The 14,054-nt window shown below is 70.6% G+C and carries 11 protein-coding genes; 2 read left to right on the plus strand and 9 right to left on the minus strand.

All coding sequences use genetic code 11. From position 1 onward, the window contains the following. Nucleotides 1–49 precede the first annotated feature (49 nt). The 6 genes from gspF to ACW5E8_RS03435 form a co-directional block, all read right to left on the minus strand. Entirely contained in the window at nt 50–1,255 is a 1,206-nt protein-coding gene (gene gspF / locus ACW5E8_RS03410; RefSeq protein ID WP_456964086.1) for a type II secretion system inner membrane protein GspF, read from the minus strand. Further along, the gene (gene gspE, locus ACW5E8_RS03415; RefSeq protein ID WP_456964087.1) at nt 1,242–2,792 is read right to left on the minus strand and encodes a type II secretion system ATPase GspE; all 1,551 of its coding nucleotides are present in this window, start codon (nt 2,790–2,792) and stop codon (nt 1,242–1,244) included. Before gspE ends, gspF begins: the two co-directional genes overlap by 14 nt. After that, nucleotides 2,789–4,897, minus strand: a complete 2,109-nt coding sequence (gene gspD, locus ACW5E8_RS03420) for a type II secretion system secretin GspD (protein WP_456964088.1) — start codon at nt 4,895–4,897, stop codon at nt 2,789–2,791. The genes gspE and gspD overlap by 4 nt, the downstream gene beginning before the upstream one ends. After that, complete coding sequence (locus ACW5E8_RS03425; protein ID WP_456964089.1) at nt 4,894–5,709, minus strand: type II secretion system protein N; 816 nt, start codon at nt 5,707–5,709, stop codon at nt 4,894–4,896. The genes gspD and ACW5E8_RS03425 overlap by 4 nt, the downstream gene beginning before the upstream one ends. 181 nt (nt 5,710–5,890) lie before the next feature. Then, on the minus strand, nt 5,891–8,593 hold the full coding sequence (locus ACW5E8_RS03430) for a TonB-dependent receptor domain-containing protein (protein ID WP_456964090.1): 2,703 nt from the start codon (nt 8,591–8,593) through the stop codon (nt 5,891–5,893). 92 nt (nt 8,594–8,685) lie between these two features. Further along, a complete protein-coding gene (locus ACW5E8_RS03435; RefSeq protein ID WP_456964091.1) occupies nt 8,686–10,149 on the minus strand; it encodes a hypothetical protein in 1,464 nt (487 codons plus the stop codon). A gap of 262 nt (nt 10,150–10,411) precedes the next feature. On the opposite strand from ACW5E8_RS03435, the gene ACW5E8_RS03440 reads away from it, so the two are divergent. Both ACW5E8_RS03440 and ACW5E8_RS03445 read left to right on the plus strand, forming a co-directional pair. Next, nucleotides 10,412–11,263, plus strand: a complete 852-nt coding sequence (locus ACW5E8_RS03440) for a 2OG-Fe(II) oxygenase (RefSeq protein WP_456964092.1) — start codon at nt 10,412–10,414, stop codon at nt 11,261–11,263. A gap of 133 nt (nt 11,264–11,396) precedes the next feature. Beyond that, a complete protein-coding gene (locus ACW5E8_RS03445) occupies nt 11,397–12,086 on the plus strand; it encodes a TonB family protein (RefSeq protein ID WP_456964093.1) in 690 nt (229 codons plus the stop codon). 22 nt (nt 12,087–12,108) lie between these two features. Here ACW5E8_RS03445 and nth read toward each other — a convergent pair whose 3' ends face one another. From nth to ACW5E8_RS03460, 3 genes are read right to left on the minus strand one after another with little or no spacing between them, the layout of a single operon-like run. Beyond that, nucleotides 12,109–12,750: an endonuclease III gene (nth, locus tag ACW5E8_RS03450; RefSeq protein WP_456965230.1), complete on the minus strand. Its 642-nt coding sequence runs from the start codon at nt 12,748–12,750 to the stop codon at nt 12,109–12,111. Between the two features lie 29 nt (nt 12,751–12,779). Continuing rightward, nucleotides 12,780–13,220: a hypothetical protein gene (locus tag ACW5E8_RS03455; protein ID WP_456964094.1), complete on the minus strand. Its 441-nt coding sequence runs from the start codon at nt 13,218–13,220 to the stop codon at nt 12,780–12,782. 8 nt (nt 13,221–13,228) lie between these two features. Continuing rightward, nucleotides 13,229–14,008 (minus strand): enoyl-CoA hydratase-related protein, encoded by a 780-nt coding sequence (locus ACW5E8_RS03460; protein WP_456964095.1) that lies wholly within the window; start codon nt 14,006–14,008, stop codon nt 13,229–13,231. Nucleotides 14,009–14,054 lie beyond the last annotated feature (46 nt).

Below are 14,054 nucleotides of genomic sequence, written 5' to 3' on the forward strand. Positions count from 1 at the left end.
GGCGTGAGGTGGATGTGTGGATGGTGCGGTGGTGCATGGAGGCCTCCGGTCAGCCGGCCACGAGGGCGTTGAATTGCAGGATCGGCAGCAGGATGGCGAGCACGATCACCGCCACCGCCGCGCCGAGCACGATGATGATCAGGGGTTCGAGCAGGCTCATCGCCGCCGTGGTGAAGGTGTTGAACTCGCGTTCCAGGTAGTCGGCCGCGCGGTCGAGCATCGGCGCCAGGCGGCCGCTGTCCTCGCCGCTGGTGGCCATGTAGAGCAGGGTTGGCGGGAACACCGCGGCGCGCTTCATCGCGCCCGACAGGCTGCCGCCCTCGCGGATGACCTCGACCATCGCCTCGGTGGCTTCGCGCAGCACCGTGTTGCCGACCGTGCGCGCGGTGATCGCCAGGCCTTCGATCAGCGGCAGGCCGCTATCGGACATCGTGGCGAGCGTGCGTGCCATGCGTGCGGCGTGGACGTCGCGCAGGATGCGTCCGAGCAGAGGCAGGCGCAGCAGGGCGGCGTCGAAGCGGCGGCGCAGGGCGGGGCGTCGGAGCAGCCGCGTCGCCGTGATCGCGGCGGTGGCCAGCAGCACGGCCATCGGCAGCCACCACGTGGAGAGCAGCTCGGAGATGCCGATCACGATCCGGGTCAGCAGCGGCAGCTCGCGGCCCATGGACTCGAACTGCTCGACCACCTTCGGCACCACGAAGACCATCAGCGCGATCACCACCAGCACCGCGGTCACCGCCAGCGCCGCCGGGTACACGAGCGCCGAGACCAGCTTGCCGCGCACCTGCTGCTCGCGCTCGTTAAGGTCGGCCAGGCGTTCGAGGATGGCGGGAAGCGCCCCGGTGCCCTCGCCGGCGGCGACCATTGCCCGGTACAGCGGCGGGAACGCGCGGGGTTCGCGCGCCATGGCGTCGGACAGGCGGAAGCCCTCGACCACGCGGGCGTGGGTGGCCATCAACACGCGCCGTACGGCCGGGCGCTCGGACTGGCTGCCGATGGTGCGCATCGCCTCCTCCAGCGGCGCCACCGCCACCAGCGTCGCGAGCTGACGCGTGAGCAGGGCCAGGTCCTTGGCGCGGAAGCGGCCGCCCCCGCGCGAGGCCTGCCCGGCGCGCACGGTGGCCGGCTCCACGCGCACGGGCAGCAGCTTGCGGGCTTCGAGCAGACGCCGCGCCTCCGCGGCGTTGCCGGCGTCGATCACGCCGTCGCGGCTGCGCCCCTGCACGTCGAGTGCGGAATACTCAAACGCGGCCATGGTCCTGCAGCTCCTGGCGGGTGACGCGCATGGCTTCCTCGAGCGTGGTCTCGCCGCGCAGCACGGCCGCACGGGCGGCATCACCCAGGCGCTGGCCGCCGGCGAAGGCCGCGGCGGCCAGCGCGTCCTCGTCGGCATTGGCGCCGATCAGCTGGCGCATGCGTTCGTCGATTTCCAGCGCTTCGTGGATGCCCAGGCGGCCGGCGTAGCCGGTGTGGCTGCACAGCGCGCAGCCGGCGGCGCGGTAGAGCGTGGCTTGGGGGTCGACCTCGGTGTCGCTATTGGCGTGGGTGTCGGCACAGGCGCCGGCATCCACTCGGGAGCCGGCCCCGAGCAGTCGCAGCGCGGATGCGCGGGTCTCCCCGGCGACGGGTTCGCGGCACGCGGCGCACAGGCGCCGCAGCAGACGCTGCGCAAGCACCAGCCGCAGGCTCGACGCCAGCAGGAAGGGTTCGATGCCCATGTCGCGCAGCCGCGTCACCGCGCCAGGCGCGTCGTTGGTGTGCACGGTCGACAGCACCAGGTGGCCGGTCAGGCTTGCCTGCACCGCGATCTGCGCGGTTTCCGGATCGCGCACCTCGCCGACCATCACCACGTCCGGATCCTGCCGCAGGATCGCCCGCAGCCCGGTGGCGAAGCTCATGCCCACGCGCGCGTTGACCTGGGTCTGGCCGACGCCGTCGATGGCGTACTCCACCGGGTCCTCGACGGTGAGGATGTTGCGGCGGCCGTCGTTGAGCGAGGCCAGCGCCGAATACAGGGTGGTGGTCTTGCCGGCGCCGGTGGGGCCGGTCACCAGCACGATGCCGTTGGGCTGCCGCAGCGCGCGCTGGAGCGCTTCGAGCACGTGCGGTTGCATGCCCAGGCCCTCCAGCGTGAGCGTGCCCTGGTCCTTGTCGAGGATGCGCATCACCACGCGCTCGCCTCCGCGCGCGGGCAGGGTGGACACGCGCACGTCCAGCGCCTTGCTGCCCATGGCCAGGCCGATGCGGCCGTCCTGCGGCAGGCGCTTCTCGGCGATGTCCAGGCGCGCCATCACCTTCACGCGCGACACCAGCAGCGGCGCGATGCGTCCGGGCAGGCGCAGCGCCTCGCGCATCACGCCGTCCACGCGCATGCGCACGACCAGGCCGGACTCGAAGGGTTCGATGTGGACGTCGGAGGCGCCGATGCGCGCGGCTTCGGCGATCAGGCCGTTGATGAGGCGGATGACCGGCGCGTCGTCCTGGGCGTCGAGCAGGTCGGCGGTGGCGGGGATGTCGCCCGCCAGCGCGTCGAGGTCACCTGGAAGTTCGAGTTCGCCAGCGCCGCCGGCCATCGCGGCATCCGCGTAGAGCTCGGACAGGCGGCGGTCGAAGACGCTGCGCGGCAGGACTTCTACGTCGAGCTCCACCCCCAGGCTGCGCCGCGCTTCCAGCAGCGCGGCCGGGTCGGCGTCTTCGCGCAGGCCCACGCGCGCGCGTTCGCCCAGCGCCAGCAGCAACACGCCCTGGTGCTTGGCGAAGCCGTAAGCAAAGGCAGGCAGGGGCTCGCTCACCGTGCGTCGTCGGCCGTGGCAGGGGCTTCCGCCGGGGCGGCCGGCGGAATCGTGGATATCGGTGCGGATTGCGCGGCGGCCCCCGGTGAACCCGTGGCCGACGGAGCGACGGGCATCACCGGTGGTGTCGTGCGCAGGTACTCGCGCACCAGCTGGTCCAGTGCCGCCTCCTGCTCGCCGGCCACCGGCGCCTGGCTGCGGCGGATGTGGTCCCAGCGCGGCGCGGTCATGGCCTGCGCATCGGCGGCGCTGCGCACGATGGTCGGCCGGATGAAGATCATCAGGTTGGTCTTGTCCCTGGAGCGCGACTTGTGGCGGAACAGGTTGCCGACGATCGGGATGTCGCCCAGCAGCGGCACCTTGTCGACGGTGTTGCGGTCGCTCTGGTCCAGCAGGCCCCCGAGCGCAACGATCGCGCCGTCGTCCACCAGTACGCGGGTTTCGAGCTCGCGCTTGTTGAGCACCAGCTCCGCGAAGTCATCGCTGACGGGGCCGGCGATCGACGACACTTCCTGGCGCAGGGTGAGCGTGATGCCGCCACCGGCGTTGATCTGCGGCGTGACCTCGAGCTGGATGCCGACGTCCTGGCGCTGGATGGTGCGGAAGGGATTGCTGTTGCTGTCGCCCAGCACCTCGCCGGTGGTGGTCGGGACTTCCTGGCCGACCAGGATCCGCGCCTCTTCGTTGTCGAGGGTGAGGATCGATGGCGTCGACAGCAGGTTCGATGCGGTGTCGCTCTTCACTGCGTCGATGATCAGGCCGAAGGTGGCGTTGTCGTTGCTGCCGACGATGCCGCCAAGCGCGCCGTTGAGGCCCAGCAGCGACTGCACCGCGGCGTTGCGCGCGAGGTCGAGCACGCTGTCGTCGTCGCCGGCATCGCGCTCGCGCTGCGCGTAGTAGCCGCCTGCCAGAGGCATGATGCCCGGACGGCTGTTGGGGTACTGGGTGGCGAGGAAGGGCACGTTGCTGCCCTCCTTGCCGGCGATGAGCAGTTGCGTGCCGAGGCGCCGTGCGGCGTTGTCCGAGATCTCGACCACGATCGCCTCCACCAGCACCTGCTCGCGGCGGGTGTCGAGCTGGGTGATGACGTCGGCCAGCAGGCGCTGCGTTTCCGGATCGGCGTTGATGATCAGCGCGTTGGAACCGGGATAGCGCACGATCGTCGGGCGCTTGCCGGGGACGGCAGTGATCACTTGGGCAGTGTCCGCCTCCGGGTTCACGGTGCTCGCGGCTACCGTGCCGGAGGCGTCGCTGCCTTCGGGCGTCTGCCCCACCAGCTGCTGCAGCACCGGCAGCAGTTGCTCGGCGCTGGCGTGCTGCAGGCGGATCACGTGCACGCCATCGGTGCGCTCGGCGCGACGGTCGAGTTCAAGGATGGTCTGCACCACGCGCTGCACGGCCTGCGGCGCGCCGCGCACCACGATCGAGTTGCTGCCCTCCACCGGCAGGATCGACAGCTGCCCGCCGCGGCCGTCCGCGCCGCCGCCGAACAGCTGGTTGACGGTGCCGGCGATCTCGCGCGCCGAGGTGTTGCGCAGGGTCACGGTGTCGATGCCCGCGGTGTCGCTGTCGATCTGCGCCACCAGGCCGCGGATGCGGCGGATGTTGTCGGCGTAGTCGGCGATCAGCAGCGCGTTGCCCTGCGGCGTCGGCACCACCACGCCGCCGCGGCCGATGAGGGGTTTGAGCGTCTCGGCGGCGATGCGCGCGTCCACCGTCGCCAGCGGCAGCACCTGGGTGGTGAACGCGGAACCGCCGCGGCCACCGCCGGGCAGCTGCGCGGCGCTGGTGTCGGGCACCACGCGGTAGGCACCCGGACCGGCGCTGACCGCGACCAGGCCGTTCGCGCGCAATACCGCGAGGAGGACGCCGAGCAGCTCGGCCTCGTCCATCGCGACGTCGCGCGTGATGCTGACGCTGCCCTGCACGGCGGGGTCGATGATGAAGGTGGTACCGGTCGCGCGTGCCACGTCCTGGATGAAGGCGCGGATGTCGGCGTCCTGCGCGGTGACGCTGCTGCCGGCCGCCGCCTGGGCGTGGGCGTAGGGAATCGGCTGGGCGACCAGCGCGAGGACGAGGGCGGCGGCGATGAGTCGCTGTTTCACGGAGTCTTGGCCTGCAGGGTCGCGCTGCGGGTCTGGCCGTCGCGCAGGTAGGTGAGGGTGATGGCGGGTGCGCCGGCGAGGTCGTCCGCCAGCGCGGCGTAGCGTTCCGGCGTGAGCTCCTGGCCGTTGACCGAGAGCAGCACGTCGCCGGCCTGGAGCCCGGCCCGGCGCAGCACGGCGCCGTCGCCGCGCGGGATGACGGTGTAGCCGGTGACGCGGCCGCCGGTTTCAACCGGGCTGAGGCCGGCCTGTGCAAGCAGTTGCGCCGGATCGATGGCGGATTCGCCTGCCTCCGTGGCTGTGGCTGTGGCCGTGCGCGGCGATGCCGCAGGCCGCGACGGAGCGCGCCCTTCCATGGAGGCGAAGCGCAGTTCGCTGCGGCGGCCGTTGGCATCCAGGACGACGTGGTCGGCATGGACCTCGGCCAGGCGCAGGCCGGGTGCGACTTCGCTGCCGACCGCGTGTGCGCGCTGCTGACCCTCGCGGCTGGCGAGGATCGCGCTGCCGCCGGCCTGTGCGGGACGCACCGCGAACAGGCGCAGGCCCGAAACGTCCGCGCCCGCGGGAGCGGGGCCGCTGGAAGGATAGAAGGCGTCGACCAGAAGACGGTCGGGGCGCGGGGGGGCGAGAGCCGCCGCCGTCGCCGGCAGCGTGCCCAGCGGGGCCGGCGGCAACAGCAGCCAGGCCAGGCGCGCGACCTGGACGGCCAGCAGGACGACGATGCAGACCTCCACGGCACCGCGCAGCCCATCGGCGCCGCCAAGCCTGGCAAGCGCAGCACGGGGGGCGCGAATGATCGGGAATGCAGGCACGGGCAGTGGTGTCGTGGCGCGGGGTGTTTCGCCGTTGCGACAGGATGCGAATGTTTCGTGACACCCGTGTTTCAACTGACACATTTCCGTCGCGAAGCGCGCCTGCCGTCGTCATCCGCCCCGGTGGAAAGCAGAAGGCCGCCGGGATGCGGCGGCCTTCCGGATCCGATGTCCCCTTCGATCAGAACTCGGTGGAGATGCTCACCGAGTACGACACGCCGGGGTCGTAGCGGTGCACGTGCACCTTCTGGCCGGCGCGTTCCTGGTACTCGTGGAATTCGGTCTCCAGGATGTTGCGGGCCGCGAATCCGAAGGTCACCGGGCGTTCGCCGAACGTCATCGTCTTGCGCAGCACGAAGTCCATCGTCACGCCCGGCTCTTCCATGTAGTCGGGCTGGCCGGGACGGCCGCGGGCCGAGACGCGCTCGCTGACGTAGTTGGTGATGAGCGTGGCCTGCAGGCCCTTGTCTTCGTTCTCGACGCCGAACTGCAGGTTGGCGATGTGGTCCGACTGGCCCTGCATCCGGCTGCCGTCGCGCACGAACAGGCGGGCCTCGACGGGCGTGGCGAAGCCGTAGGGCTGCACCGTGTCGCCGGCGCCGGCATTCACTTCGGACTCGGTCCAGGTGTAGTTGGTGGCGAGGTAGAGCCGGTTTCCGGTCCACCAGTCGGCGGCGATGCCGGCGTCGAAGTACTTCTTGAACTCGAGCTCCGCGCCATAGACCGTGGCCTCGGGCGCGTTGAGGTAGCTCTGGAAGGTGGTGCCGCCGGCGAAGTTGACGTTCGACTCGATCGGCTTGTCGATCATCTTGTAGAACAGGCCGGCGGTGAAGTACTCGCCGGAGCCGAAGAACCACTCGTAGCGCGCGTCGAGGTTGGTCAGCTCGCTGTCGACCAGGTACGGGTTGCCGGAGAACAGGCGGTCGCTGTCGGGGTCGGTGTACTGCTGCGGCGCCATCTCGCGGAACTGCGGACGGGCGATGGTCTGCGACGCGCCGAAGCGCAGCTGCCGGTTCTCGCCCACGTTCCAGGTCAGGGTCAGTGCCGGCAGGATGTAGTCATTGCGCAGCGGCTCCGGGCTGGCCTGGCGGGCGCCGGTGAAGATGTCATGGGGGTGGACGGCCTGGGTGGCGTCCTCGTAGCGGAGACCGAAGGTGCCGCGCAGGTTGGACGTGAGCTCGGTCTCGACCTCGGCGTACACCCCCAGCACCTTGAGCGTGGCGTCGTAGGCGGCCGCACCGAAGCCGCCGGTGGTCTCGCGCAGCGTCAGCAGGTCCTGGCTCAGGTTGTAGTCCGAGAACAGGTAGTCCGGGCGCTGGTAGCGGTTGTAGTGGGGCAGGGGGCCGTCGAGCGCGAGGAACTTGAACTCGCGCGACCATGCGCTGCGGTCGTTGTCCATGTAGGACGCACCGGCGCTCAGGGTCATGTCGCGTTCGACCGGCAGGCGCCAGGTGAGGTCCACGCCGCCGCTGGCAACCTCGTCCTCGACCGCGCTGAAGCGGGTGTAGTTCTGCACGCGCGAGGCGTCGTGGGCCCAGTAGCCGTCGACGTTCTCGTAGCGGATGCCCTTCTCGTAGGGCACGTCGCGCGTGGCCCGGGCCCATGCGGCCCGCCATTCCACCTTCAGGTCGTCGTATTCGCCGAACGCGTGCGAGCCGCGGAGCTGGTGGTTGATCATCTCGCGCTCGAACCACTCGGTGTAGTCGTCGCGCACCTCGAAGCCGGCGAGGTTGTCGAGGCCCGAGCGGCTGCGCGCTTCCTTGATGGTGTCGTGCACGTACAGCGTGGTCAGGCCGATGCTGTTGCGGCCCCATTCGTAGCCCACGCCGAGCAGGGCGTTGGTGCGAGCGTTGTTCTGGGTGGACAGGAACTCGTAGTCGGAGTCGTACTCGAGCACGTCGCCGACGAAGAAGCCCTGCTCCTGGTCGCCATGGCGGGTGCGCCACTCGTTCTCGAAGCCGGCCACCGCGACGAAGCCAATGCGGGCGTCGTCGCCCATGTCGGCGGAGTAACCGGCGCTGAAGCTGACGTTGCTGTCCGGGTCGATGCTGTCGTTTTCCTGCAGCAGGTTGAGGTTGGCGTTCTGGAAGCTGCGTCCGATCCTGCGGATCTCCTCGCGGCCGAAGTTGCCCAGGTCCACGCGCTTGCCGGTGGCGATGGCGTCGCGGAGCTCGCGCGGCATCTTGCGGGTGCCGTCGTCGTAGCCGGACCAGTCGTCCTCGGAGCCGTAGTAGGTCAGGCCCTTCTCGCCGGTGGTGACGCTGTTGGCGCCACCGCCGAGGGTGATCTTGAAGAAGGGCTCGTCGGGGATGGTGAGCGACTCCAGGTCGACGATGCCGCCGCCGAACTCGCCGGGGTATTTCGCGGAATAGGTCTTCTGCACGGTCATGCCTTGCAGGACTTCCGCGGGGAACAGGTCCAGTGGCACCACGCGCTGCATGGGCTCGGGACTGGGCAGCGGCGAGCCGTTGAGCAGCGCCGATGAGTAGCGTTCGCCCAGGCCGCGCACGTAGACGAACCTGTCGCCCACGATGCTGACGCCCGAGACGCGCTGCAGCGCGGACGCCGCATCGGAATCCCCCGTGCGTTCGAAGTCCTCGCGGCTGATGAACGATGCGACCTGGGCGGTCTGCAGCATGGGTTCGGGGATGTGTTCGCCACGCACTTCGACCGCATCGAGCTGCGCTGGCTGGTCGTCGCCGGCCGGCGATGCCGCGGCGGCCGCGGGTGCCGACTGGGCGACGGTGGCGTGCACGATCGTGGCCTGGGACGGGATCGCGGCCTGGCCGCCCGGGGAATCGGGCTGCTGGGCCCACGCGCCCTGGCAGGCGAGGAGGGTGGTGATCGCGACGGCCAGGCCGCTGCGTGTCGGAATGCGCTTCATTGTTTGACCTTGGGCTGTGCGGGTGCGGGGCTGTGCTTCATGCAAGGCGGGGGCGGCCACGTGGGCCGCCCCCGGTCTGGAGCGCCAGCCGGTCAGCAGGGGGTGTCGGCGCTCAGGCCGCAGGTCCAGCCCTGCCACCAGGTGTCGGAGGCGTTGCGCACGCCGCCGATGTAGTCGACCTGCTGGAAGAAGCTGTCGACCGACTGCAGGCCCTGGAACGCGGCCACCGCGGTCTCGTTCGCACCGTTGACGAAGAGGCCGGTCAACGTCGACTCGCCGACCACGTTGCCGGTGCCGGCGTTGAACGCGGCTTCGGCGCGCGCGTCGGCGAAGGCCGTGGGGCAGGAGAAATGCACCGAGCCGAAGGTGCCGGTGGTGTTTTCATCCGAGATGCTCAGGCACTGGGCGCCCGCGCCGGTACCGCCGGTGGGACGGGTGACGACCGTGTTGTAGAACTCGCCCTGCGTGCCCTGGTTGAGGGTGATGGCGGCGCCGCCACCGGCACGGCCGACGAAGGTGAAGTTCGCGACCTTCGGGTTCGACCAGGGCTCGCGGCGGATGCTGGACCACTCGTTCATGCGGTCGCCGCCGCCAGCGCGCTGGACCACGATGCCGAACTGCAGCGAACCGTTCCAGCCGGTGTCGGTGTCGAGGCTGTCGTCGTCGGCGCCGGTGACCACGATGTAGCGGCCGTTGGCCGTGCCGCCGAACCACTCGATGCCGTCGTCGGAGCTGTTGTGCACCTGCACGTATTCGAACAGCGTGCCGTCGCCGACGCCGCCCAGGGTGATGCCGTTGAGTTCGTTGTTGGGCGTGACTTCGAAACCGGAGTGCTTCACGCGCAGGTACTTCACGATGCCGGAGTTGTCGCGCGGGGCGTTGCCGCCGTAGAAGCCGTCGGTGCCCTCGATCTGCTCCTGGCACTCGGGGGTGCCGGACACGGTCTCACCCGGGCAGGCGTTGATCGGCGCGCGGCCGAGCAGCACCAGGCCACCCCACAGGCCGATCGAATCGGCGCCGGTCTGGCCTTCCAGGTCGGCGCGGGCGGTGAGCGTGATCGGGCTGGTGGCGGTGCCCTCGGCATAGATCTGCGAGCCGCGGTTGACGACCAGCAGGTCGGCACCGGCGGAGCCGTACAGCGTCACGCCGGGCTCGATGGTGAGGATGCCCTGCTGGGCGCCGGCGATCGGCGTGTTGGCGTCGCCGCCGCGGTCGTCGCCGACCTCGACGCGGCCGCTGATCGCGTACGCGGTGCCGCTGCGGGCGGGAATCACGAAGTTGCCAACGATCTGCTCGGGCAGGCGGCAGGCGCGGAGGCTGCCATCGGCGATGGTGCCGATGTTGGAGAAGCCGTCGGGGCAATCCGCGGCGGCCTCGCCACCCGGCGGCGGAGGAGGAGGCGTAGTCGGCGGCGGCGGGGGCGGAGTGGTCGGCGGAGGCGGGAACGCGCCTTCGCCGGGCGATGCGACGCGATCGGCGCCACCGCCACAGGCGCTGAGCGCGAGCACGGCACCGAACGTCATGAGAAGGGCCTTGGAACTGTGGCGCATGGACATCTGGTTGGTCTCCGGAGGAATGGACTGCGGACGCAGCAAAGGAACCGCGGCCTTGGGCGCCTGGCTGGGCGGCTCCGCTGCGTTCCGTATGAATCGACGCTGACGATAGGGACCGTCGGTGACAGCTTTCTTGCAGCCGTGCTACGGCTGTGCGTTCCGTCGCTCATGGCGGGTCGATGACATCCGCGCGACGCCTGTCATCCATTTGTCATGTCCGCGGGGCTTGCTGGCGCACTGACACACAGGGTTCGAAGGTGCGTGCATGGACAAGTCCGGTATCGATGACGCCACGTTGCAGTGGTTGCTCGGACAGGTGCAGGCGGGCGCGTCGCCCGAAGACGTGGTCGGGGCCATGGTCGGTCGCGGCTGGTCGGAGGACGGGGCCGTGGCTGCGCTGGAAGATGCGATGCGCGCGCACCTCGCAGCGCATGCGCGTGACCATGGCCTGCCGCCGCCCGAGAAGGTGCCGTCACCCCTGGTGATGAACGGGCCTTCGGTGATCGACGCCGGTGACCGCGAGGTCGTGGTGCTGGCGAACATGCTGCACCCGCGCGTGGTCGTGTTCGGCAGCGTGCTGTCGGACGACGAGTGCGATGCGCTGGTGGCGATGGGGCGGGAGCGCCTCCGGCCTTCGGCGGTGTTCAATCCCGATACCGGCGCCGATGAGGCGCACGAGGCGCGCAGCAGCGAAGGCACGTTCTTCCGCCGCGGCGAGAACGCGCTGTGTGCACGGATCGAGCGCCGCCTGGCGGCGCTGGTCGACTGGCCGCTCGAGAACGGCGAAGGACTTCAGTTGCTGCGTTACGGTCCCGGTGCCCAGTACAAGCCGCACTACGACTATTTCGATCCCGACCGGCCCGGTGCGCATGTCGCGCTGTCGCGCGGTGGCCAGCGCGTGGCCTCGATCGTGATGTACCTCAACACGCCGGTCCGGGGCGGCGCGACGACGTTCCCGGATGCGCGCTTCGAGGTCGCGGCGGTGAAGGGCAATGCCGTGTTCTTCGCCTACGACCGGCCGCATCCCATGACCGGGAGCCTGCACGGTGGCGCGCCCGTGGGCGAGGGTGAGAAGTGGGTGGCCACCAAGTGGCTGCGGGTTGGGAGGCACGCCTGATCGACCGCTTGTCGGCACATTGATACCGTTGGTCAATACCGAAGGTCTTTGTCATGGAGGTGTAACCCACGACATCTGCGGGCGTAGTGTGATCGGTGCATCACCTCTATGCGCCAGCGCGCGGAGCACCACCATGCAGCGGATCGCCCTTCCCGTTTTCCTCTTCCTGGCACTGCCGTTCGCGGCCGTGGCGTCGGACGTCGCGCCGGCGTCCACGCAGCAGGTCTACACCTTCGCCATCGAACTCGGTGCCGATGGCCAGATCGCGGGCCTGTCGCCATACGGCTCTGCCCCGGGCGCCGCCGGCGATGCCCTGGCGTCGGAAATCCGCGGCTGGGTGTTCAACTCCGGCACGCCCGACGACGGCATCGCCAGCACCTACCTGCGCGTGGTGGTCGACGAGACGGCCGGAGGCGCCTATGACGTCGTCTCGGCCACGACCGGTCCGGCCTTGGCGGCCATGACTCCGCCCGACTATCCGATGCGCGACCAGCTGGCCGGCCACGAGGGCATGGTGGTATTGCGGCTCGAAGTCGGCGCCGATGGCGCGGTGCGTGCATCCGACGTCCACGCCGCCACCGGATCGGTCTCGCGTGCGATGGCGGCGGCCGCCGCGGACGTATCGCGGCAGTGGCGCTTCTCGCCGGAGCACGTCGCCGGAAAGGCGGTGCCGTCGACCCTGCTGTGGCCGGTGTGCTACCTCGGCCCGACGTCCGACACCGCGGCCTGCAGCTGGACCGGCCCGGACGCGCTGCGCTTCTCCAGCAAGACCGTGCTGCCGCTGGATCCCAACGTCACGGTGACGTACACCGCGGCGCGCTGAGCCCCGCGAACCGTCCGCCGTTTCAGGCGGCGGGCGGCGTCTTGTCCGGATACGTGCACAGGTCGCGGATCACGCAGGGCCCGCACTCCGGCCGCCGTGCCTTGCAGACGTAGCGGCCGTGCAGGATCAGCCAGTGGTGGGCGTCGTGCAGGTAGTCCGCCGGCACCCGCTTCAGCAGCCGGTCCTCCACCGCGCGCACGTCCTTGCCCTGTGCCAGGCCGGTGCGGTTGGAGACGCGGAAGATGTGCGTATCCACCGCCATGGCCGGCTCGCCGAACGCGGTGTTGAGCACTACGTTGGCGGTCTTGCGCCCCACGCCCGGCAGCGCCTCCAGCTCCGCGCGCGTGCGCGGCACCTCGCCGCCATGCCGCTCGAGCAGCAGCTTGGCCATCGCCACCACGTTGGCGGCCTTGGCGTTGTAGAGGCCGATGGTGCTGATGTAGCGCTTCAGTCCGTCCTCGCCCAGCGCGGCGATGGCGGCCGGCGTGTTGGCCACCGGGAACAGGCGCCGCGTGGCCTTGTTGACGCCCACGTCGGTGGATTGCGCCGACAGCGTTACCGCCACCAGCAATTCGTAGGGCGACGAATACTCGAGTTCGGTGGTCGGCTTCGGGTTGAGCTCCGAGAGGCGCGCGAACATCTCGCGCACGTGTGCATTGGGCATGACCCGGCCGCGGCGTTCACGCACGACGCTCACGATTCGCGCCCCGATGCCCGAGCCTTCGCGCGGGCGAGTGCGGCGGCCGCCGCGGGAGGCAGGGACGGGCTGGGTGCTCGGGTCGGAGCGGCAACGTCCGCGGTCACTCCCTCGTCGACCGCGACCGGGCCGGGCGAAGGCAATCGTGCCCGCCTGCGCTCGTCCGCGATCCGCTCCAGGCGCATCGCGCGCGCGCGGTGGCGTTCGCGCGCAGCCCAGGCCGCGAGCAGGCGATCACGCGCCGCGACCAGCGCGCCGTTGGAGAGGTCGTCGAGCTCGCCCAGGGGCACGAAGCCGGCGAGGCCGGCCGCGATCGCCGCATCGACGTCGTCGCCGCGGAGCAGCGCGAGGATGCGCTGCGCCTGTGCCGCGTCCGGCGCCAACGCGGCATTGGCGGCCGAAAGATCGGGCCCGCTGCGTGGATGGTCCACCACCATGCCCCGGCTCAGCGGTTGTTGAACGCCGGCTTGCGGCGTTCGAGGAAGGCGCTCATGCCTTCGCGCGCATCCTGCGTGGAGAACGCGAGGCCGAACTGCGCGCTTTCGTACTCGAGGCCGTCGTCGATCGCGCACTCGCCGCCGACGTGGATGGCATCGAGGATCCCGCGCATCGCCAGCGGCGCGTTGCCGGCGAGCTTCGTGGCCAGGGCCATGGTCTCCGCCTCCAGTCCGTCGGCGGGCACCACGCGATTGACGAGGCCAAGCGCAAGCGCACGCGCGGCGTCCACCGGCGCACCGGTGAGCGTCAGCTCCAGTGCGAAGGCACGGCCGACCAGGCGCAGCAGGCGCTGGCTGCCGCCGAAGCCCGGCAGCAGGCCCAGGGTGACTTCGGGCAGGCCCAGCTTCGCGGTGTCGGCGGCGATGCGCAGGTGGCAGCACATCGCCAGCTCCAGGCCACCGCCCAGGGCGAAGCCGTTGACCATCGCCACCACCGGCTTGGGCATGCGCTCCATGCGGCGCATCAGGCGCTGGCCGACCAGGGAGAAGTCCCGGGCCTGGACCGCGCTCAGTTCCGACATCTCGGCGATGTCGGCACCGGCGACGAAGGCCTTGTTGCCGCTGCCGGTGAGGACCAGCGCACGCACCGCGTCGTCGGCCGCGGCGGCGTCGAAGGCGGCGTGCAGGGCTTCAAGCGTGGCCCGGTTGAGCGCATTCAGCTTGTCGGGGCGGTTCACGGCGAGGACGCGGACGGCCCCGCGGTCGGTGGTCAGGACGAGTTCGGACATGGGATTCCCGTGGTCGGGCCCGGGGCGGGAACTTCCCGTGCCGGGC

Source organism: Luteimonas sp. A649 (assembly GCF_054072735.1).

Excerpts from the sequence above, each read along its gene's own strand:
- ACW5E8_RS03440 (WP_456964092.1), top strand. The coding sequence starts at position 10,412 with ATGGACAAGTCCGGTATCGATGACGCCACGTTGCAGTGGTTGCTCGGA.
- gspF (WP_456964086.1), bottom strand. The coding sequence starts at position 1,255 with ATGGCCGCGTTTGAGTATTCCGCACTCGACGTGCAGGGGCGCAGCCGC.
- nth (WP_456965230.1), bottom strand. The coding sequence starts at position 12,750 with ATGCCCAATGCACACGTGCGCGAGATGTTCGCGCGCCTCTCGGAGCTC.
- ACW5E8_RS03460 (WP_456964095.1), bottom strand. The coding sequence starts at position 14,008 with ATGTCCGAACTCGTCCTGACCACCGACCGCGGGGCCGTCCGCGTCCTC.
- ACW5E8_RS03445 (WP_456964093.1), top strand. The coding sequence starts at position 11,397 with ATGCAGCGGATCGCCCTTCCCGTTTTCCTCTTCCTGGCACTGCCGTTC.
- ACW5E8_RS03430 (WP_456964090.1), bottom strand. The coding sequence starts at position 8,593 with ATGAAGCGCATTCCGACACGCAGCGGCCTGGCCGTCGCGATCACCACC.
- ACW5E8_RS03435 (WP_456964091.1), bottom strand. The coding sequence starts at position 10,149 with ATGTCCATGCGCCACAGTTCCAAGGCCCTTCTCATGACGTTCGGTGCC.
- ACW5E8_RS03455 (WP_456964094.1), bottom strand. The coding sequence starts at position 13,220 with ATGGTGGTGGACCATCCACGCAGCGGGCCCGATCTTTCGGCCGCCAAT.